This is a genomic window from Ruoffia sp. FAM 24228, assembly GCF_045528575.1.
In the GTDB taxonomy this organism is placed as follows: Bacteria; Bacillota; Bacilli; order Lactobacillales; family Aerococcaceae; genus Ruoffia; species Ruoffia halotolerans.
The window spans coordinates 1-19,051 of the sequence record NZ_JBGQQZ010000005.1 but is presented as its reverse complement, the minus strand read 5'-3'; the positions used below and the strand labels follow the sequence as shown (position 1 = coordinate 19,051).

The following is a 19,051-nucleotide window of genomic DNA, read 5'->3' as shown; positions in this document are numbered from 1 at the left end:
TTGTGAATGAGTTAATAAAGAGAGTATTTAGTATATTATTTGTAGCAGGTGATGATGGGGTGAGTCGGCAAGAGTTGGCTCAGAGTTTAGAAGAGCCAATTAGTAGCATTGACGACTGTCTTGAACAGTTGAAACTTAATTTTCAAACGGATGATTCATCAGCGCTTGAAGTTGTGAATTTCAATCAACGATACCGATTAATTACCAAAAAAGAATTGGCAAAAGATGTAGAAAAATATGCTCAAGCTCCATTTTCACAAAACCTAACCAGAGCATCGATTGAAACATTATCAATTGTAGCCTATCGCCAACCAATTACGCGTATGGCTATTGATGAGATTAGAGGTGTTTCTTCGAGTAGTTTAATACAAAAACTAATATCTCGAGATTTGATCAAAGAAATTGGAAGGATTGAAGCACCGGGACGACCAGTGTTATACGGGGTCACCGATTACTTTATGGATTATTTTGGTTTAAAAACATTAGAAGATTTACCAGAAATTGAACCCATTGCATTAAATGCAGAACTTTCCTCCGAAGAATTGTTTGACTTGAAAGAATGGCCAATTGAATTATATGACGAAGAAAATAATCAGAATGAGGATGAGTAACTAAATGGAAAGATTACAAAAAGCAATGGCGAATGCGGGTGTCGCAAGTCGTCGTAAAAGTGAAGATTTAATCGTAGATGGACATGTTAAAGTAAATGGTAAATTAGTAACGGAATTAGGTACAAAAGTATCTAAGACGGATGTTATTGAAGTAGATGGGGTTCCTATTTATAAAGAAGAACCAAAATATATTATGTTATATAAACCAAAAAACGTTATCAGTGCTGTGAGTGATCCCACTGACCGTAAAGTAGTTGTTGATTTTATTCAGGGAGTAGAAGAACGTATTTATCCTATCGGTCGCTTAGATTTCGATACAACCGGTTTAATTTTATTAACAAATGATGGTGATTTTGCGAATTTGTTAACTCACCCACGCTATAATATAGATAAAGTATATATTGCAACGGTGAACGGTATTGTTGACACAAAAGCACTGACTAAATTAGAGCAAGGTGTCATGATAGATGGTAAGAAAACTTCTAAAGCCCGAGCGAAAGTTATTTCAACTAATAAAGAAAAGAAAACTTCCGTTGTACAGTTAACAATACATGAAGGTTGGAATCACCAAGTGAAAAATATGTTCGAGGCTGTAGGACATGAAGTCTACCGCTTGAAACGCGAACGATTCTCTTTCTTGGATTTAGGTACATTACAGCCAGGTGAGTGGCGTGATTTAACAGCTTTTGAAGTAGGTAAGTTAAAGAAGATTGCTTTAGATGAATAAAATTTAAAGTAATAAATTGAGTGCATGAAATGATGATAGTTAAAATTTCGTGTGTTTTTTCACAAACGACTTGCCTTATTCAATTGAATATGCTAAGGTATAATTAAATAAAATACAATACGTCTTCAGGGCAGGGTGTAATTCCCGACCGGTGGTAAAGTCCACGAACTCGAGTCATCGAGCTGATCTGGTTAGATTCCAGTACCGACAGTAAAGTCTGGATGGAAGAAGATTAAATGATATACACTTTTTTGAGTATATTCTTTTAAAGTACGTCTTTTTACCCTGGGAAAAGTAGGGTGAGAAGGCGTATTTTTTTAGTCTTGGGACGAAAAAGGAGAAGAAAAATGCAAAAAAGATCACAGGTTAGAACTATGATGTTATTGGCTATATTAGGTGCTTGGGGAGTTATTCTGAGATTCTTTGATTTCCCGATTTTACCAGCTGCACCGTTTCTAAAGATTGATTTTAGTGATTTAGCTGTTTTGGTTGGAATGTTAATTCATGGACCGGTTGGTATTGTTGTAGTCGCGTTTATCAGAGATACTATTAACTATATCTTACAAGGCGGGCAAGCAGGATTTCCAATTGGAGCTGTCATGAGTTTTACTGCATCAGTTGTTATGTTTATTCCGACACACTTCATTCTAAATTCTCTTAAGAAAGTTAGTTGGAAATTCAAAGCTGTATTAATGAGTATTACTCTGACAGTCGGTTTAGTGGTTTCAATGTCGATAATAAATTACTATATCGCTTTGCCAATTTATACAACCGTGTTGAATTTCCCAATTGATGATTACTTCGGTTATATTCTAGCTGTTGTAGCACCATTTAATTTAATAAAAGGTATCTTTTTAAGTGTAGGTCAAATTTTGGTCATCAAAATCGTTCCAAATTTATTAAGAAAAAGAAATGCTATTTATCCTGGATATAATTTATTGAGAACAAATTAAAACAAATAATATATATACAAGCGAGTTGTTCACATAAATTGTGAATTGCTCGCTTTTTATTTGTTTGTAGTTAAAGATTGTACTAAAATTATTGTATGGAGATATCAATTTAAAACATAAAAAACAAAACTAATGACGAATATATTCATATAGTAGTGGAATAAGCAGAAAAATAATGTATAATGTAGAATGATAAAGCAAACCTGTTTGTTCTATTACCATTGCTTTACAGATTCTTTTCAGTATGATGTTATTGATAATAGAAATCTATTTTATTGGCAAAAAAAAGATTAAGTTATGGTAATATAATAGGGAAAGTTAACTATGTATTAAAATGAATCATCATTAACTATGCATATTTAGGAGGGATTCTTATGTCTAAGGAACAAGATAAAGATCAAGACGTTTTTGAATCTGAGGTTGAAGAAACTATTGAAGAGACACCTTCAAAAAAAGAAAGCAAACCTTGGAATCGAAAATTTGGAGAAGATGAAAATTTAAAAAACCGTCAATATTCAAGAACTGCACGCAACCAACCAGCAAAAGAAGCAACAACACTTTCTAAAGTGTTGTTAGCAATTATTGTAATTACGGTTATTGCGCCTTTCTTATTGTTTATTTCTGTGAATACACAATTAGATAATGACGAAATACCAAATCGTAGTGCTGAACAGATTAATTTTTCTAGAAATTCTGAGTTATCACAAGTGTCAAGTGCTGATGAAAGTGAATCAAGCACAGACGAAAGTGAAAGTGAAGAAGAGTCCAGTTCAGAAATTAGTAGAGAACCAATAGAATCAATTGAAGAAGTTGAGCCTGAACCGGAATTACCACCTACACCAACTGAACCAGTTGTACCTGAAACACCTGTAGAGACACCACCTACAACGGGCGGAACATATACAGTTCAAGCAGGGGATTCATGGTATGCTATTTCTAGAAATACCGGCGTAGATCTTTATGCATTATTAAGTGCGAATGGGGCAACAACTGATACAGCTATTTTCCCAGGAGACACAGTCGTATTACCATAGTATAAGTTTATAGAATAGAGATCTGTTAAAGGTCTCTATTTATTTTGATTAAAAGGAGAATTTTTAATGTCGAATTTTCAAATTGCCATAGATGGACCCTCTTCATCAGGGAAAAGTACTGTCGCACAAGCCATTGCTAAAAAACTTGATATTGTCTACATTGATACAGGGGCAATGTATAGAGCGGTCACTTTAGCTGTTTTACAAGATAGTATAAACGTAAGTGATGTTGAAAGAGTGGAAAAAATATTACCAACACTTCATATAAGTTTTAAAAGATCAGATAAAGGTATTCAAGAAATGTATTTGAATAATCAAAATGTTAGTCGTGAAATCCGATCGGATGTGGTCACAGCAAATGTATCAGAAATTTCAGCTTATCCATTTGTTCGAGAAAAACTAGTGGAAGACCAACGGAATATGGCAAGTACACATTCAGTAGTCATGGATGGTCGGGATATTGGGACCGTGGTCCTACCACATGCGGAGTATAAATTCTTCTTGAATGCTTCAGCGAAAGTGCGAGCGAAAAGACGTTTCGATGAAAATATTGAAAAGGGCTTATCTAATCAAAAACTTGAGGAAATAGAAGAAAGTATTGTCGCAAGAGACCATTATGATTCAAATCGCGAGCACAGTCCGTTGAAAAAAGCAGACGATGCAATCGAGTTAGAAACGGATCATTTATCAGTGGAACAAGTTGTAAATACAATAATTAATCATATTAAGAAATAAGTATTGTTAAATCGCTATTATATTGTCATTTTACTAGACTGATGACTGAATATTTGATATGATATGCTTATATACGGTTCTTAAATTATAAGAAGAACCACTATTTTTTAGGTAACGCTTAGGAGGAATTGGGTAAATGTCAGAGTTTGTAGAAAATCAAGAATTAAATGAAAATGAAGAAGTGGTTGAAGAGACAGAAACTACAGAAGTAGAAGAGTCTATGGAAACTATGGAAGACGCTTTAGGGAGTGTTAAAGAAATTAAAGTTGGCGATACTGTTCAAGGTGATGTATTAGCCTTTGATGACAATCAAGTACGTGTTTCTATTCAAGAAAGTGGCGGACTTGAAGGAGTTATTCCACGCAATGAATTATCAGCTACACCTGTTGAAGAATTAACGGATGTTGTTAATATTGGTGATGAAATCGAATTAGTGGTATTAAAACCAATTAAAGATAAAGAAAATGGAAACTTTTTATTATCTAAAAAACGTGTAGATGCTAAAAAAGTTTGGGAAGAATTACAAGTTAAATTTGAAAACGAAGAAACTATCGAAGCACCAGTTAAAAACGTTGTAAAAGGCGGATTAGTTGTAGATGCAGGCGTACGTGGATTCGTTCCAGCTTCAATGGTTGAAGATCACTTCGTAGAAGACTTCACACCATACGTTGGACAAACTTTAAAATTCGTTATTGTTGAAATTGAACCAAGTGAAAACCGTTTAATTTTATCACATAAAGAAATTGCACGTAAAGAAAGCGAAGCAAAACACGCTGAACGTTTAGCTGAATTAGAAGAAGGTTCAGTTGTTGAAGGTACTGTAGCTCGCTTAGTAAACTTTGGTGCATTTATCGACTTAGGTGGAGTGGACGGATTAGTTCATATTAGTCGTATTGCACATGAGCATGTTGATAAACCAAGTGATTACTTAACACCAGGCGAAACAGTTAACGTTAAAGTTCTTTCAGTTGATGAAGAAGATGGCCGCGTATCTTTATCTATTAAAGATACATTAGCAGGCCCATGGGATAACATCGAAGAAAAAGCTCCAGAAGGTTCTGAATTAAAAGGAACTGTTAAACGCTTAACTAGCTTTGGTGCATTTGTTGAAGTATTCCCAGGAGTTGAAGGGTTAGTACATATTTCACAAATCGCTCACGAACACATTGCGACACCTCACGAACGCCTTGAGGAAGGTCAAGAAATTGATGTTAAAGTATTAAGTGTAGATCCAGAACAAAACCGCTTATCACTTTCTGTGAAAGCATTATTGGATCAACCAGAAGGTATGGAAGAATCTCCAGCTCCTGCAGCTAGCTCTAACAAACCACGTCGTGAGAACAACAAACGTAATACAGGAAACAAAAAACAAAACCGTCAAAGAAACTTCCAAGACTCATCTGATGACAGCGATTCAGGATTTACTTTAGCTGACATGTTAGGTGATCAATTAGACCAATTCAAAGGTGAATAGGAATAATATTTGACTTAAAGAACGAGGCTGACTTTTCATTAGTCAGTCTTTTCTTAATTTATGGAGGTGAAATGAATGAGTAAAGTACCAGTAGTTGCTTTAGTAGGTCGACCAAATGTTGGTAAATCAACCATATTCAATCGACTTATTGGAGAGAGGGTATCGATTGTAGAAGACCATCCAGGAGTAACTCGTGATCGTATTTATGCAACAGGTAGATGGATTGGTAAAGAATACCGTTTGATTGATACCGGTGGGATTGATATGAGTAATGAGCCATTAATGAATCAAGTACGTTACCAAGCAGATTTAGCTATGGATGAAGCGGATGTTATTGTAATGGTGACGAGTGTTAGAGAAGGTGTCACTCTTGAGGATGAAGAAGTAGCCCAAAGACTGCATCGAACAAATAAACCAGTTGTCCTAGCGATTAATAAAGCAGATAATCCTGAACAACGACAAATGATTTATGATTTCTATACTTTAGGCTTAGGTGATCCTATTCCAATATCTGGTTCACATGGGACCGGAATTGGTGATTTATTAGATAAGATAGTGGAATTGTTCCCATCAGATTCTAGTGATACAGATGATGATGATTCAATTAAATTCAGTTTTATTGGTCGTCCTAATGTAGGTAAATCTAGTTTAGTGAATTCAATATTGAAGGAAGAACGCGTCATTGTATCAAATATTGAAGGAACCACGCGTGAGGCAGTTGATACTAAGTTCAAAACAGCTGATGGTAAAGAATATACAATGATCGATACCGCAGGAATTCGTAAAAAAGGTAAAGTTTGGGAAAACACTGAAAAGTATAGTGTTATGCGTGCTTTATCTGCAATTGAACGTAGTGATATTGTTTGTATGGTATTAGATGCTGAAACTGGAATTATCGAACAAGATAAACGCGTCGCTGGATATGCTTATGAAGCTGGTAAAGGTATTATTATTATTGTTAACAAATGGGATGCCGTTGACAAAAGTAATAATAAATTCGACGAGTTTACTAAAGAAATTCGTAAAGAATTTCAATATTTACGTTTTGCACCTATCTTATTTGTGAGTGCAAAAACAGGACAAAGATTAAATAAACTACCTGAACTAATTAATATGATTCACGAGAACCGCGCAAGACGTGTTCAATCTTCTGTATTGAATAACGTAGTAATGGATGCTGTTGCGATGAATCCAACACCAACGGATAAAGGTAGACGCTTAAAAATCTACTATATGACACAAGTTGCGATCAACCCACCAACTTTTGTTGTGTTTGTGAACGATGTTGAGTTAATGCACTTCAGTTATGAACGCTTTTTAGAGAACCAGTTACGTGAAAGTTTCTATTTTGAAGGTACTCCGGTACATATAATTACACGTGCGCGTTCATAATGCTTAAATTTTAGTTTAGATTTATTCAAGAATAGTGTAAAACGTTGTATTATAAGCTTTTATGTGTTATTCTTATAAATGAAATATCCGTTAAAGAGATGTCGTATATTTCAAATATCTCAAATATGAGGATTTATATAAGGAGGAATACTAATGGCAAATAAAGCACAATTAGTAGAAAAAGTAGCAGAAAAAACTAACTTAACTAAGAAAGACGTAACAGCAGCGGTTGAAGCCTTATTCGAAACAATCGAAGAAACTTTAGCTTCTGGCGATAAAGTTCAAGTTATCGGATTCGGTACATTTGAAGTTCGTGATAGAGCTGCTCGTAAAGGTCGTAACCCACAAACTGGAGAAGAAATTCAAATTCCAGCAAGTAAAGTACCAGGATTCAAAGCTGGTAAAGCATTAAAAGAAGCTGTAAAATAATTTAAGCTTTTAACCCCTAGAGCCACAAGGCTTTAGGGGTTTTATTTTTGGGTTTAGGACGTTCTGCGGACCAATTGCGGACTAAATATTTTAATATTACATATTTTGTTTATTCCTTCCAATTTAAATATACGACACATAATATTCAATTATTCGCCGATTAATTTTGGCAACAATACATGTCGGTGGTATAATAAATAAGAATGAGTAAAGGAGGGTTTGATAATGACAATCCTAGATGAGATTTTAGAAGAATTAGGCAATGTAGATACCATTGAAGAACAACGGTTAGTTATTATTGATTATATAGAAAGAGCGAGTGAAGATAGTAGTTATATACCCGCACTTGAAAGCTTAGCTGATATACTATTTAAAACGGGATCAGTCGATCAAGGATTGACTGTATTAATTGAATTATTTGAATTAAAAAGATATAAAAAATATGCTAAGCAAATTGTGAACAAATTGTACCAATATGAAGCCTATGACAAGGCGTACTTTTATTGGTTAGATTTAGCGAAATCTGACAATGAAGATCCTGAACTCAAATTATTGGAAGCAAGATTACTTAAAAATTTAAATCGTCATACTGAAGCGATTGATATGTATCGCCAGATTATTAAAAGCTATCCGACACTAGGAGAAGCCTATGAAGATTTAGGAGATATTTACTTAGAACAGCGAAATATTAGGCAAGCAGAAAGTTATTATAGAGCGGTGTATGAGTATTTAGATGATTATGAAAATATCCGTGATGTTCGACTGAAATTAGTTGAAGTTGAGTCTTTAAAAGAAATTATTGATTTAGCAGCTGTTGAAAAACTCGAAAAAGACGAGCGAATTCCACTAGAAACAGAAGATGAGTTCTTTGTATTTGCTAATGTGTATAAGTCATTATTTCAATTCGATAAAGCAATTGATTACGCTAAAAAAGCACTACAAAAAGATTCAGATAATATAAATTATTCAATCCTTTTAATTGATTTATACAAAACAACTGGACAGAAATCTAATTTATATAAAGAATTAACATGGTCAGCCAAAACAATACCACCCTTAGATCCAATGATATTAAACATAGCAACAGTAGCCGATGATTTGGATCATTTAAATGATGACATCATTGAAAAGCTCATCGATTATACAAACTTAATTGATAATAGCGAAGATTTTTATTTGGCAATTAACATTATCGTAAATTATTACTTAGGTAAAAGTGATGCGGCACAAGCCTTACATTATTTACGAGTATTTGAAGGGCAACAAATTGATCATGAATATATGAGTTATCACTTTGCGATTGTTTATGAAGCTTTAGGTCTTAAAGATAAAGCAGAAGAAGATTATTTAAGTGCGCTTGATTATTTACTACCTCACGAGGAATTAGCTTTCCGTCTAGCTAACTTTTATTTTACGAATAAAGAAGTAGAGAAGGCATTAGAAGTCATCAATCAATATAATAATACGTTTTATGATATACCAAAATTGAAAGCTTTGAGTAAAGAAATACAGTCTAAAAATGACTTTTCTGATTTAGATGAATATAAAGAATGGGAGTAAGAAAATGGAGAGAAATGAAAGGAAAAGACAATTTTTAAAATGGTTAATTTCAAATTACCAACATTCTAATCCATCTGTGAATTATTTATTGCAATTTCTATCAACAAATTCTGAGCTAATGAATAATATACTATTTTCTGAAGGGGCAAAGTACGCTCCGCGTGGAATTTACATTTCCTTTAATTCGAATACAAAACTGCCTTTTATTTATTATAAAGATCAGTTAAGTTATACTTTAAGCGACCAAGCCTTTCATGATATTCGCTTGAACCATCGTTTTTCAAAGCAAGATTTTTATGTTGAATTGGATATTCCCCACCTTTATCAACAGCTATACAGATTTGATGTTTTTGAAGATAATCCGTATATCCCAGGAAATCTACAATTTTTGGTGGACTTAGAAGACGGTCTATATCAAATTTCATTGGAAACGAAACTATCTTTATTAAATAAAGGTTTAAATACCGCATTAGAGAAATACGACTTTGATAAAGTGAGTTATTATTTAACACAAATTGAAAAATTGAAAGGTGAATAATATGTTTGTATCACTGACAGATCCATTATTTCAAGAAGCAATTCCTGTATTAGGACAAATTGAGTCTCATGGGCATGAGGCTTATTTTGTTGGGGGTTGTGTAAGAGATACATTATTAAATAAAAAAATTAACGACATTGATATTGCAAGCAGTGCAAGACCAGAAGAAGTTGAAGCCATGTTTCCAATTACATTTGATGTCGGGAAAGAACACGGTACGATTGTAGTCGTTGTTGATAAAGCACCTTATGAGATAACAACCTTTAGAACGGAAGGCGACTATACTGATTTTAGACGGCCAGAGGAAGTAAATTTTGTTCGAAATTTAAGAGAAGACACATTAAGACGTGATTTTACAATTAATGCGATGGCATTTGACCGTCAAGGCGAATTATATGACTACCACGGTGGTTTGAAGGATTTAAATGACCATCTAATCAGATGTGTTGGTAATGCACAAGAGCGCTTCTTAGAAGATGCTTTAAGAATGATGAGAGCGATTCGATTCGCCTCTCAACTAGGTTTTGAGATAGAAGAAGAGTCATTTAAAGCGATTCAAACTTTAAAAGCAAATTTACAACATATTTCAATTGAACGAATCAGAATTGAATTTAGTAAATTTTTACTAGGGAATTCATTTGCAGATAAAGCTCAGTTACTCGTCAACACAGGCTTAGCCGATTATTTGCCTGGGTTTACGCAAGCGTCAGCAAAAATAGTCATGACTGAATTAAGTAAAGATTTTGAAAACATCTCCAATAATTTACGAGATGAGCGTTTAGTTTGGGCTAGAATGCTAAAGCACATGGGAATCATTCAGCCAGAAACAATCAGAAGTTTCTTAAAAGAATGGACACACAGTAATGCATTTATTAAAGATGTGATCCAAATGATTCAATTGTTTGACTACTTTAAAGAAGAACTAGTCACAAGTTGGGAAGTTTACAATTATGACTACTTGAATGTTCAACTTGTTGAAGACTTTTTATTTGAAACTCAATTTTTAGACCATAAATTTGTCGCTGATATCTACAACGCATTACCTATTAAAAGCAAAAAAGATATAGCCGTTAATGGAAAAGATGTTATGACAATCCTTAATCTTAAAAAAGGCGGTCCAGAAATTGGGGCATGGTTAGATAAGATAGAACGATTAATTATTGAAATGGAACTAGAAAATACTTATAGTATGATTGAAACTTATATAAAAAATAGAGGCAGTATAGATTAGGAGTGTTTGTATGCCTAGGTTAAAGAATAAAATTGCAATCGTTGATATTGAAACGACAGGTCCAAATATTGACGAGGGTGACCGAATCATCCAAATAGGAGCAATTATTATATCTGATGGCAATATTGTTAATACATATTCGATGTTAATAAATCCTAATCGCGAGATTCCAGATCACATTGCTAAGTTAACAGGCATCAAAGAAGAAGATGTGGTGAATGCACCACAATTTAATAGTGTAGCAACTTTATGGCATGAGAGACTCAAAGATTGTGTCTTTATTGCTCATAATTTAGGCTTTGACTTACGTATACTTAAAGAAAGTTTTGAAAGATTTGATCTGGATTTTAATCCTGTCGCTTTAGATTCAGTAGTTCTTGCGAAAATTATCGTTCCAACTGCAATCGGGTTTAATTTAACTGATTTAAGTCGTCATTTTAATTTAGAATACAGTGAAGCTCATGATGCCTATTCAGATGCATTAATCACTGTTGATATTATGAGTGAGTTAGCTAAAATTGCGAAAAAGATTCCGATTGAGACTCTTAGTCGAATGGAACCTTTCTTAAGGAACCTGAGATATAATGAAATAGAATTTTTTACTAATCCAGATAAGTTTATTTTAAACGAGATAGTTAGTGTCAAAAGGACAAAAGTAAATTTAGAAGGGGAAAACTTACCTAAACAGAACCTAACCCTTTCTGAATTTATAAATGAAAAATGGCAAAACCATCCTTTTGCTGTGTTAGAAGATACGCATCGTCCCATTCCATATGATGTGATATTTAATGAAACGATTTTAAAAGAGGGACGTTATTTATTATCTTTTCCAACGTTAGATGAATCGAATTATTGGAATGACTTGATTGTAAATCACACATCATTAGAAAAGATAGCTTTATTAAAGTCACAAGGAAATTATTTACATGAAAAAGCTTTCGAAAATTATATTCTTCAATATAATTTTAAACGTAATAATCAACAGGAATTACTCGTAATAGCGGCATCTATACATTGGCAATCATTTTCAAAATTTGGCGATTTTAGCGAAATAAATAAAGAATTGTCTATTAAAAATTTATTAAGCAAACATCAGACAAAGGACTTATTAGTCAAGAATCATTCGAATTTTCATCAAGTAATTGAGTATGCTAAAAAAGCAAATATTATTATAACTTATGACGTTAATTTGCACAGTATGATGCTAAAAAACAGAGAACAAATAGAGTATTTATTCAGTCGAAAATTAATTATAGGTAATGTTAATTCTTTTATTGATTCTGCTCGCTTTATTCAACAAAGGAATATTGAATTGAGTGATTTAAATAATCAATTACTTAATTTATTCGATGATATACAACAAGTTTACAGTGATAATCAGTATATTGTTCATTTAAGCAAAGAGATTCAATCGATGAGAGACTTAAGTAATAATTTGATTTCGATAATCAGCAATATATTAAAAGAAGAATCATTTGATAATAAAATTCAACAAGAAAAAGTTCAAACTTTCGTGAATATTGAATCCGATGACGCGAATAAGATCATGGACTTTGCCAATAGGATTAGAGATAAATTAGCTAGTTTTTATAAGCAATTAGATGCTGAGTCTGAAAAGGTGAAGAAAATTAATCAACCAGTGCTACTTTTACATCGCTTCATAAACCAACTAGAACAAATGAATTTGATGAATGACGAAAACAATTATATGACAATCAGTGCAACACGAGTCAATAATAAATTTTATAATATTTCTATTCAAGTGAAGCCTATTCGTATTAAGAAAGAAAGTCTTACTTGGCTACTTGAAATGCAAAGTGCATTATTAGTTAGTTCAGGAAACTATTATAATTCTAGAATGACTGGAGATTCCAATTGGATTCAATTGGATGTGGCCTTCGATTATTTAAAACTCCCAACATTGTTTAAAGAAAATAAACACATCATAAATCATCCTGTTGAATTTATTCAAGGTGAAGATAATGCCACACGAATTTCTGATTTATCTGACTTTATAAATAGTGATCGAAAGATGTTAGGTGACAAAATAATAATTATTATGCCGAATCAGTTTTTAGTTTCGGATTTGTTCCATAAGTTAATTCTTAATGATGAAATTTCTAAAGATTATCATATCTTAGCTGAGTCCATAACAGGTAGTTTAAATCGAATTAGAAGGCGGATTCATGAAACTGAAAAAGTTATTGTTATTCTTAGAGAAAGAAGTTTCACAGATCTTCTTTGGGGAGATAAGCAAACTGAAATTTCAGTTCTGTTATATAATTTACCTTTTCAATCTCCAGGTGAAACTAAAATTCAAGCGAAGTATCATTATCTAAAGAAAACAAAAGATCAAACCGAATTATTTGATGATATATTACTACCACAAATGATTCAAAGAATTAAAAACCTCATCAATTTTATTAGTAATAATTATGCGAATGAAAAACTTTATATTATGGATAAGCGTTTATATACAAAGTACTATACAAAAGAAATATTAGATCAATTAGAGTCAATGGTTGAAATTAATATATTGAACTAACGACATTAAGTGTTTATTCAATTTACGTCAAAAATATGTTATTATATAACGGTCATGAAATTAGAAAGTAATCTTGAAAGGAGGCCAAACGTTGAACCGTAAAGTAGTATCAGGATTAACAATTATATTGTTAATTGTACTTATTGCATTATTATTTATCTATTCCCAAAGTATGGGTTCGATGGTGCAAGCTCAAGAGGAAACTGTTGATTTAGTTTCTTTAGATCATACTGTCGAAGAAGTTAACGATTTCTATTGGGTAACTATTGATGAATCTTACTTTACACTAGATTTTACAGATGAAAATGGAAATCAAATATATGCAATTATTACGCAAGACGGAGGAGATATTCAGTATTATACTTCTCAAGATATCATATCTCATCAAGATGCCTTATCAATTACACTCAGTGAAAATGAACCAACGAAACTATTACGACCACGTATTGGGATGATGGGCAAGCAACCCGTTTGGGAGATTTCATTTAAAGCTGAGAATAATACACTATCGTATTATTATATTAATGCGTCAAATGGCGAATGGATTCAAACTATCGCTAATATTTAAGATTATAGGGGGAATATTGTGGATACAATTACAATGCGCCAAGCAGGCGACTATATAGATAAACAAGTAAAAATTCATGCGTGGGTTACAAACAAAAGAAGTAGTGGGAAAATTGCATTCCTACAATTACGCGATGGACACGAGTACTTCCAAGGTGTCGTGTTAAAAAACCAAGTAGGCGAAGAGACTTTTGAGTTAGTTAAACACTTAGGACAAGAAACTAGTGTCGAATTAACAGGTGTTATCCAAACAGATGACCGTTCAAGTTTAGGTTATGAACTGTTAGTTGAATCAATTAAAGTGATTGGTGAAAGTCATGAATACCCAATTACACCTAAAGATCATGGAACAGACTTCTTAATGGATCACCGTCATTTATGGTTACGTTCATCAAAACAACATGCTATAATGCAAATTCGTAATGAAATTATTCGAGCAACTTATGAATTCTATAATGATCGTGGTTTTATTAAAGTGGATCCTCCTATCTTAACAGGAAGCTCTCCTGAAGGTACAACTGAGTTATTCCATACTAAATACTTTGATGAAGATGCATTCTTATCACAGAGTGGTCAATTATACTTAGAAGCTGCAGCAATGGCTTTTGGTAAAGTATTCTCATTTGGACCAACGTTTAGAGCAGAAAAATCAAAAACACGTCGTCATTTAATTGAATTTTGGATGATGGAACCTGAAATGGCAAACTACAATCATGAGGAAAGCTTAAAAGTACAAGAAGAGTATGTTGCTTTTATTGTACGTAATGTGATTGATCATTGTGGTTCAGCTTTATCTACTTTAGAACGTGATGTTGCTACGTTAGAAAAATATACGAAATTACCTTACCCACGTGTATCTTATACTGATGCCATTGCATTATTAACGGAGAATGGCTTCGATGATATTGAATGGGGAGACGACTTTGGTTCACCTCATGAAACATTTATCGCTAGTAAATACGATCGTCCAATCTTTATTGTTAATTATCCAAAAGCAATTAAACCATTCTACATGAAGATTAATCCAGAAGATCCTCGTACAGTCTTATGTGCCGACATGATTGCTCCAGAAGGATATGGTGAAATCATTGGTGGTTCAGAACGTTTGAATGATTACGAAATCATGAAAGAAAACATTACTAAATTTGGTTTAGATTTAGATGCTTACCAATGGTACCTAGATATATCACGTTATGGTAGCGTACCACATAGTGGGTTTGGAATGGGTCTTGAACGTGTAGTGGCTTGGTTATCTGGAATTGAGCATATAAGAGAAACAGCCCCATTCCCAAGATTATTAAACCGTTTATATCCATAAGACAAATTATTTATTGTGTAAAAGCCATTTTCAGATGGCTTTTATGCGTTTATAGGGAAAATTTTAATAGAAGGGAGTTAAAGATGATATGAGAAGCACGGCTTATGATTGGATTAAAGACGGTTTTACGTCGGTACCTAATATTCTTTTTGATCAATACCATCAGCTTGAATTAACCGGTGATCAAATGGTTTTATTATTATATATTTTTTCTCAAATCAATCGAGGAAGATTATCTGAAGATATGAACCGTATATCCATTAATCTTGGTTGGAGTAGTCATAAAGTGAGCGATACATTAAGTCAACTTATGAATAAAGATTTCCTAGAAATCGAATTGGTGCCGAATAATGAAGGCAAACAAACTGATCATTATACTTTGAGACCATTATTCGACAAGTTAGATGAGATAAACTTCCAACAAAGTGCTCAGAGCGCACAATATACGAAAAAGAACCATTCTACTCCCAAAAATGAAGGATTAAATATTGTAACATCATTTGAACAAGAATTTGGAAGACAGTTGACACAGATTGAGTTAGAAACCTTAAATGACTGGGTAAATATATCTAAATACGATGAAAAATTAGTTCAATTAGCTTTAAAACAAGCAGTTTTAAACCAAGCATTGAGTTTAAAATACATTGATCGTATTTTACTCAATTGGGAAAAGAAAAATATTCGAACGGCAGAAGAAGCTCAAAGGGACATTGAGCGATTTGAGAAGCGAAATAATCAGAATAATTCACAAATGGTGGATGATTCACAATATGAGCATATCGAAATACCACTTAATTACTGGGACAACAATTAATAGGAGAGACATATGACATTAAATTCAGAAGAAGTACTTGATATTATCCACCGTATGGATCGATTAATTCCAGATGCAAAATCTGAATTAGATTATGATGATCCCTTCCACATGCTAGTTGCTGTAATGTTAAGTGCACAATCAACAGATAAACAAGTGAATAAGATAGCACCTGCCTTATTTGAAGCTTTTCCAAATCCAGAATCAATGAGTCAAGTCACAGCTCAGGAAGTTGAACCCTACATTAAAACACTTGGACTTTACCGTAATAAAGCGAAGTATTTAGTAAGTGCTGCTAAAGATATTGTTGATAAATTTGATGGGAAGATCCCTGATAACCGTAAAGATTTGATGTCACTTTCTGGAGTAGGACGAAAAACTGCAAATGTTGTACTTTCAGTTGTTTTTGATACACCAGCGATTGCAGTAGATACTCATGTTGAAAGAGTATGCAAGAGATTAAACATCGTTCCTGAAGATGCTACACCCGTACAAGTAGAGAAGATATTAATGGAAAAATTACCTGAAAAATATTGGAGCCATGCACATCAGTTGTTAGTTCTATTCGGAAGATATTACTGTACTGCTAGAAGTAACAAATGCTATGAATATTTAGAAGACGTATAAAAAAACAGCTTCGAAGTGAAATCACTTTGTAGTGAACCCTTAAAAACGGACTTTAATTGAATATTTTTACTAAGCGGCTTGTAACCTATATTGAATAGGCGACAGGCCGTTTAGTTTTGTTTTAATTCGTTCGTGATTGTACCAGTAAATATATGATCTGATTCGTGCTTCTAACTCTTCGATACTATCGAAAGTTTCACCGTAGTACATTTCTTGCTTCAATAAACCAAAAAAGTTTTCCATCGGTGCATTATCTAGACAGTTCCCTCGTCGGGACATACTCTGACAAATATTGTTTTCTTCAAGTAGCTTGACCCATGACCAGTGTTGATAATGAAATCCTTGGTCGGTGTGTACCATTAAGTCGTGTTGCTCAGGTAACTTTGTTAATGCATCTTCAAGCGATTGATTGGTAAATTTAACTGTCGGAGATTGACTGAGACTATACGCGATAATTTCACCATTATAGAGATCCATGATCGGCGATAAATACAATTTACTTTCTGAATGGGCTACTTTAAATTCGGTCACATCACTCAACCAAACTTGATTCGGTTCTTCCGTAACAAATTGGCGATCCAGATGATTATCAGCGATGGTTCCAACTTCTCCTTTGAATGAACTATATCGACGACTTTTACGGCGGAATTTCACACACAAGAGCTGATTTTCTCGCATAATTCTTAAGACACGCTTATGATTAATTTTACGTCCTCGCTGATTTAGAGCTAAGGTGACCCTGCGATACCCATAACTTTGACTTGACGCTTCAATGATTGCTTTAATTACTTCGATGAGTGTATTCTCTTCCGTATCCTCCTCGGGTTGATTTAATTTCGCCTTCCATTCATAGAATGAACTCTTAGGAATGGCTACCAACTCAAGCCAAGTATTAAGCTTAATCACTGGGAATTCACGCCTTAACTCCAGAATTATTTTTGTTTTTTCTTTGTGTTTGATTGTTTCTGGATCAAGGCCTTCAACTTTTTTAGATACGCGTTTTCCGCTTCTAAATACATAGTTTTTTCTCTTAATTCAATAAGTTCTTCTAGTTCAGATTGTGATAGGTTTCGAGGTTGCTTATCTTGATGAGTCATTGCACGGTCTCCTTTGTTTTTTGGACGTCCCGGTGCCCCATTTAAGCCTTCAAACCCTTGACTATCATACGCTCTCTGCCAGTTGGCAATCGTGGAGCCTTGTTTGATATTAAAGTGTTCAGCCGCTTCCCTATAAGACACCTGATGTATGTGTCTATAGTTTAAAACAGATAACTTGAATTCGCCACTATATTTCGTTTTAGACAAGCTATTTTCAATCCCAGCCTCACCATACATTTGATATTGATAACACCAATTTTGAATTGTATTACGTGCCACACCGTATTTTTTAGCTAAACTCTTGTGTGAAACACCTGCTTCATTTTCTTTAACTACCGTCAATCTTAGCTCTTTATTATATTCTTTTTCCATCTAAAAACCCCCTAAATCCATGTCCGGATTCAGGGGGGCACTACACTTTGAAGCTGTTTTTTAACGTCTTGAGCGATTAACCCCTATGAAGATAATGGGTGTAATAATTGTTGCTAAAATCGCTTCTGGAATACCATTGGCCGTAACAATTCCCCATAAAATCGGCCATAATTGACTGACATTTGCGCCATCTATGGCGCCAATATATTCTGTAGGTTTGAAGATTCCAATAGCGCCAAGAACTAGAATCGTATTTAAGATGCTACCAATGAAGCCTGCAACAGCACCTTTAGTAGAATCAGAAAAACGATCAAGAATATATTTAATACATAAACCTAAAAGAAGTGGCATAAGAATTCGTGGTAAAACACTAACTAAAGGCGACGTGAAGATCATTCTTTCTACCGGATTACCAATAAGCCATGCACGAACAAGTGAGTTTAAACCAAAAACTAGGCCTAGAATCATACCATCTCTAGTACTGAGCCACAATGTACTTAATATTACCGTAATGGGAATAATAGTCATTGCAATTGGCCCAATGGTAATAAAGCCAAGGAAGGGTACCCAACTTTGAATGATGATTAATGCAATAAATAGACCTAGAATAACTAGTCTTCTTGCGTTATTATTAGTATAACTACTTTTCATTATTTAACTCCTTATAACTATTATGTGAATTATTATGAGAGTGTAAAATATCTTGTGTAAATAGAAAAAAGGAAGCCCCTTCTGTAGAATAGAGTTACCACACTACATTCACAGAAAAGAGGACTTCCCTATGAACAATCTTACTACAGATATCTTACAGACTCTAGCCACAAAAGGTGATTTAAACGAATGTTTTCGTTCTCATCTAGAATTGGCCGTAAATACACTCTTAAGAACGGAATTGACCGTCTTTTTAGATTATGAGAAGTATGAGCGGATTGGTTTCCATTCAGGTAACTCTCGCAATGGCACCTATGACCGTAAGGTCAAAACAGAATATGGTGAACTTAAGCTACAGATTCCACGTGATCGTAAT

Annotated in this window: 20 protein-coding genes and 1 riboswitch; of the genes, 17 read left to right on the top strand and 3 right to left on the bottom strand. The window is 33.7% G+C overall.

Annotated features, from left to right (window positions below; genetic code table 11):
• Nucleotides 1-2: 2 nt before the first annotated feature.
• The 16 genes from scpB (at nt 3) to nth (ending at nt 16,555) form a co-directional block, all read left to right on the top strand.
• On the top strand, nt 3-611 hold the full coding sequence (gene scpB, locus ACEN33_RS01565) for an SMC-Scp complex subunit ScpB (RefSeq protein ID WP_407090116.1): 609 nt from the start codon (nt 3-5) through the stop codon (nt 609-611).
• A 4-nt stretch (nt 612-615) separates the two neighbouring features.
• Nucleotides 616-1,338: a pseudouridine synthase gene (locus tag ACEN33_RS01560; protein ID WP_407090118.1), complete on the top strand. Its 723-nt coding sequence runs from the start codon at nt 616-618 to the stop codon at nt 1,336-1,338.
• 117 nt (nt 1,339-1,455) lie between these two features.
• A riboswitch (FMN riboswitch) is annotated at nt 1,456-1,575 on the top strand.
• Between the two features lie 110 nt (nt 1,576-1,685).
• Nucleotides 1,686-2,291 (top strand): ECF transporter S component, encoded by a 606-nt coding sequence (locus tag ACEN33_RS01555; protein ID WP_407090120.1) that lies wholly within the window; start codon nt 1,686-1,688, stop codon nt 2,289-2,291.
• Nucleotides 2,292-2,665: 374 nt separating this feature from the next.
• Entirely contained in the window at nt 2,666-3,325 is a 660-nt protein-coding gene (locus ACEN33_RS01550; protein ID WP_407094430.1) for a LysM peptidoglycan-binding domain-containing protein, read from the top strand.
• A 66-nt stretch (nt 3,326-3,391) separates the two neighbouring features.
• A complete protein-coding gene (gene cmk / locus ACEN33_RS01545) occupies nt 3,392-4,060 on the top strand; it encodes a (d)CMP kinase (RefSeq protein ID WP_407090124.1) in 669 nt (222 codons plus the stop codon).
• Between the two features lie 136 nt (nt 4,061-4,196).
• The gene (gene rpsA, locus ACEN33_RS01540; protein WP_407090125.1) at nt 4,197-5,534 is read left to right on the top strand and encodes a 30S ribosomal protein S1; all 1,338 of its coding nucleotides are present in this window, start codon (nt 4,197-4,199) and stop codon (nt 5,532-5,534) included.
• A 75-nt stretch (nt 5,535-5,609) separates the two neighbouring features.
• Nucleotides 5,610-6,926 carry a ribosome biogenesis GTPase Der gene (gene der, locus ACEN33_RS01535; protein ID WP_407090127.1) on the top strand — a complete coding sequence of 439 codons (1,317 nt, stop codon included), beginning with the start codon at nt 5,610-5,612 and terminating at the stop codon, nt 6,924-6,926.
• Nucleotides 6,927-7,079: 153 nt separating this feature from the next.
• Nucleotides 7,080-7,355, top strand: a complete 276-nt coding sequence (locus ACEN33_RS01530) for an HU family DNA-binding protein (protein WP_138403718.1) — start codon at nt 7,080-7,082, stop codon at nt 7,353-7,355.
• Nucleotides 7,356-7,580: 225 nt separating this feature from the next.
• Nucleotides 7,581-8,915, top strand: coding sequence for a tetratricopeptide repeat protein (locus ACEN33_RS01525; protein ID WP_407090129.1), 1,335 nt, complete (start codon nt 7,581-7,583; stop codon nt 8,913-8,915).
• 4 nt (nt 8,916-8,919) lie between these two features.
• Complete coding sequence (locus ACEN33_RS01520) at nt 8,920-9,453, top strand: YpiB family protein (RefSeq protein ID WP_407094429.1); 534 nt, start codon at nt 8,920-8,922, stop codon at nt 9,451-9,453.
• 1 nt (nt 9,454) lies between these two features.
• Nucleotides 9,455-10,684, top strand: coding sequence for a CCA tRNA nucleotidyltransferase (locus ACEN33_RS01515; RefSeq protein ID WP_407090132.1), 1,230 nt, complete (start codon nt 9,455-9,457; stop codon nt 10,682-10,684).
• 10 nt (nt 10,685-10,694) lie between these two features.
• On the top strand, nt 10,695-13,229 hold the full coding sequence (locus tag ACEN33_RS01510) for an exonuclease domain-containing protein (RefSeq protein WP_407094428.1): 2,535 nt from the start codon (nt 10,695-10,697) through the stop codon (nt 13,227-13,229).
• 91 nt (nt 13,230-13,320) lie between these two features.
• Nucleotides 13,321-13,797, top strand: a complete 477-nt coding sequence (locus ACEN33_RS01505) for a PepSY domain-containing protein (protein ID WP_407090135.1) — start codon at nt 13,321-13,323, stop codon at nt 13,795-13,797.
• Between the two features lie 33 nt (nt 13,798-13,830).
• The gene (gene asnS, locus ACEN33_RS01500; protein WP_407094439.1) at nt 13,831-15,114 is read left to right on the top strand and encodes an asparagine--tRNA ligase; all 1,284 of its coding nucleotides are present in this window, start codon (nt 13,831-13,833) and stop codon (nt 15,112-15,114) included.
• 88 nt (nt 15,115-15,202) lie between these two features.
• Nucleotides 15,203-15,928, top strand: a complete 726-nt coding sequence (locus ACEN33_RS01495) for a DnaD domain-containing protein (protein WP_407090137.1) — start codon at nt 15,203-15,205, stop codon at nt 15,926-15,928.
• 12 nt (nt 15,929-15,940) lie between these two features.
• Nucleotides 15,941-16,555 (top strand): endonuclease III, encoded by a 615-nt coding sequence (nth, locus tag ACEN33_RS01490; RefSeq protein ID WP_407090138.1) that lies wholly within the window; start codon nt 15,941-15,943, stop codon nt 16,553-16,555.
• 69 nt (nt 16,556-16,624) lie between these two features.
• Here nth and ACEN33_RS01485 read toward each other — a convergent pair whose 3' ends face one another.
• Genes ACEN33_RS01485 through ACEN33_RS01475 form a run of 3 tightly spaced genes read right to left on the bottom strand, consistent with a single transcriptional unit; the run spans nt 16,625 to nt 18,675 of the window.
• Nucleotides 16,625-17,491: an IS3 family transposase gene (locus ACEN33_RS01485; protein ID WP_407094438.1), complete on the bottom strand. Its 867-nt coding sequence runs from the start codon at nt 17,489-17,491 to the stop codon at nt 16,625-16,627.
• Nucleotides 17,488-18,024, bottom strand: a complete 537-nt coding sequence (locus tag ACEN33_RS01480; RefSeq protein WP_407090140.1) for a helix-turn-helix domain-containing protein — start codon at nt 18,022-18,024, stop codon at nt 17,488-17,490. The genes ACEN33_RS01485 and ACEN33_RS01480 overlap by 4 nt, the downstream gene beginning before the upstream one ends.
• Before the next feature lie 60 nt (nt 18,025-18,084).
• On the bottom strand, nt 18,085-18,675 hold the full coding sequence (locus ACEN33_RS01475) for an ECF transporter S component (protein WP_407090141.1): 591 nt from the start codon (nt 18,673-18,675) through the stop codon (nt 18,085-18,087).
• Between the two features lie 130 nt (nt 18,676-18,805).
• On the opposite strand from ACEN33_RS01475, the gene ACEN33_RS01470 reads away from it, so the two are divergent.
• Nucleotides 18,806-19,051 (top strand): transposase (locus ACEN33_RS01470; protein ID WP_407094427.1); only part of this gene is annotated, 246 nt, incomplete at its 3' end.

Coding starts and splice junctions, on each gene's coding strand:
- rpsA (WP_407090125.1), top strand. CDS start 4,197: ATGTCAGAGTTTGTAGAAAATCAAGAATTAAATGAAAATGAAGAAGTG.
- ACEN33_RS01480 (WP_407090140.1), bottom strand. CDS start 18,024: ATGGAAAAAGAATATAATAAAGAGCTAAGATTGACGGTAGTTAAAGAA.
- ACEN33_RS01560 (WP_407090118.1), top strand. CDS start 616: ATGGAAAGATTACAAAAAGCAATGGCGAATGCGGGTGTCGCAAGTCGT.
- asnS (WP_407094439.1), top strand. CDS start 13,831: ATGCGCCAAGCAGGCGACTATATAGATAAACAAGTAAAAATTCATGCG.
- ACEN33_RS01515 (WP_407090132.1), top strand. CDS start 9,455: ATGTTTGTATCACTGACAGATCCATTATTTCAAGAAGCAATTCCTGTA.
- ACEN33_RS01550 (WP_407094430.1), top strand. CDS start 2,666: ATGTCTAAGGAACAAGATAAAGATCAAGACGTTTTTGAATCTGAGGTT.
- ACEN33_RS01520 (WP_407094429.1), top strand. CDS start 8,920: ATGGAGAGAAATGAAAGGAAAAGACAATTTTTAAAATGGTTAATTTCA.
- der (WP_407090127.1), top strand. CDS start 5,610: ATGAGTAAAGTACCAGTAGTTGCTTTAGTAGGTCGACCAAATGTTGGT.
- ACEN33_RS01525 (WP_407090129.1), top strand. CDS start 7,581: ATGACAATCCTAGATGAGATTTTAGAAGAATTAGGCAATGTAGATACC.
- nth (WP_407090138.1), top strand. CDS start 15,941: ATGACATTAAATTCAGAAGAAGTACTTGATATTATCCACCGTATGGAT.
- ACEN33_RS01495 (WP_407090137.1), top strand. CDS start 15,203: ATGAGAAGCACGGCTTATGATTGGATTAAAGACGGTTTTACGTCGGTA.
- cmk (WP_407090124.1), top strand. CDS start 3,392: ATGTCGAATTTTCAAATTGCCATAGATGGACCCTCTTCATCAGGGAAA.
- ACEN33_RS01555 (WP_407090120.1), top strand. CDS start 1,686: ATGCAAAAAAGATCACAGGTTAGAACTATGATGTTATTGGCTATATTA.
- ACEN33_RS01475 (WP_407090141.1), bottom strand. CDS start 18,675: ATGAAAAGTAGTTATACTAATAATAACGCAAGAAGACTAGTTATTCTA.
- ACEN33_RS01510 (WP_407094428.1), top strand. CDS start 10,695: ATGCCTAGGTTAAAGAATAAAATTGCAATCGTTGATATTGAAACGACA.
- ACEN33_RS01530 (WP_138403718.1), top strand. CDS start 7,080: ATGGCAAATAAAGCACAATTAGTAGAAAAAGTAGCAGAAAAAACTAAC.